This window comes from Azospirillum sp. B4 (assembly GCF_000333275.1).
Taxonomy (GTDB): domain Bacteria; phylum Pseudomonadota; class Alphaproteobacteria; order Azospirillales; family Azospirillaceae; genus Nitrospirillum.
Window position 1 is genome coordinate 1 of record NZ_BACU01000327.1, and the last position, 1278, is coordinate 1278.

Sequence of the window (1278 nt, forward strand, 5' to 3'; positions counted from 1 at the left end):
CCCGCTCTAGCGCCGCCCCGTGAACCCGGCGAACTCGCGGGCGTAAGCATGGGCCTTTTGGTCCATGCCGCTGCAATCACCCCGTGCCTTCCCCTCACCGGCGCAGGACCCGTTGTCCCTGCCCACGGACCAGAAGGCCAAGCCGGCCAGGCCGTGCCGATCGGCGAAGGCCCGCAGCAGGCGGGCGTCGTCCAGGGTGAAGACCTCGTCCCCGGCGTCGTTCTGGCCGATCATGGGCGTGGCGGCGATCATGGCCCAATACTGGGCATCGGTGCGCCCGGGCAGCAGGGCCGCCAGTTGTTCACGCGCATGGGCCAGGCCTTCCAGGGAACGGGGGCCCATGCGGCCGGCGGAATGGCCGTCGCGGTAGTCCATGGTCATGAGGTTGACGACGTCGAAGCGCACGCCGGCCGCCACGGCGGATCGCAACACCGCCAGGTCGATGGGACGCATGCCCAGATCCGGCCGCACCGCCAAGGTGAAGGACAGGTGCAGCGCCCTGCCCGCCGCGTCCCAACGGTCCTGAAGTCGGCGCAGGCCGGCGGTTCGCCGGGCGATGATCTCCGGCCGCAAATTGTCGTGCACGTCGCCGTCCTCGGCGTCGATATCCAGATGGTCGGCACCGAACCGGGTGAGCACCCCGTCATACTGGTCGGCGATGGCGTCGGCGCCGGCGCAGCGTTCCGCCAGATCATCGGCGTTCCAGCCGCCGCTGGACAAGATGACGGCGCCACCGGCGCCGCGGAAGGCCGCCACCCGCTCCAGCACCCGCGCTTCCGGCGCCGGCCAGCCACCCTGGCAGGAACCTTGGGCGTTGAAGAAGGCCAGGGTCAAGGCCTTCTGCCCGGTGGCGGCCCCCCAAGCGGCCAGGTCGGGATTGCCCGCCACGTCGATATAGGGTGCGAAACCCAGGCGGGGATCGCCTGCGGAATGATCGCCCGCCCGCGCTGGCGCCTGTGCCGCCCCGACGGTTCCCAGCAGCAACAGGACGGGCAACAGCCCCGCCCGCCGCAAGAATTGCCCCATGCCCATGCCGTTCCTTCCCTCACGTGGTTCAACCGTTGCCAGTTACCGTAGAGGAGGGATCGGGGAGAACGTCACCGGGCTATTCCGGTAAAATCGTCATTTGGCCCAATAGCGGTTTGGGGGGGACGGCGTACCGTCCCCCGCTCCCCTCAATGCGCTGCCGGCGCGCGGAAGGTGCCGCTGGCCTGCATGGCCAGCCATAGCACGCTGGCATAGGCCGCCGTGGACTGGTCGATGGTCGGGCGGTCGATC

The 1278-nt window shown here is 69.8% G+C and carries 1 protein-coding gene; it reads right to left on the reverse strand.

Annotated features, from left to right (window positions below; all coding sequences use genetic code 11):
* Window positions 1-6 precede the first annotated feature (6 nt).
* On the reverse strand, window positions 7-1026 hold the full coding sequence (locus I55_RS14740) for a glycosyl hydrolase family 18 protein (RefSeq protein WP_159107201.1): 1020 nt from the start codon (window positions 1024-1026) through the stop codon (window positions 7-9).
* Window positions 1027-1278 lie beyond the last annotated feature (252 nt).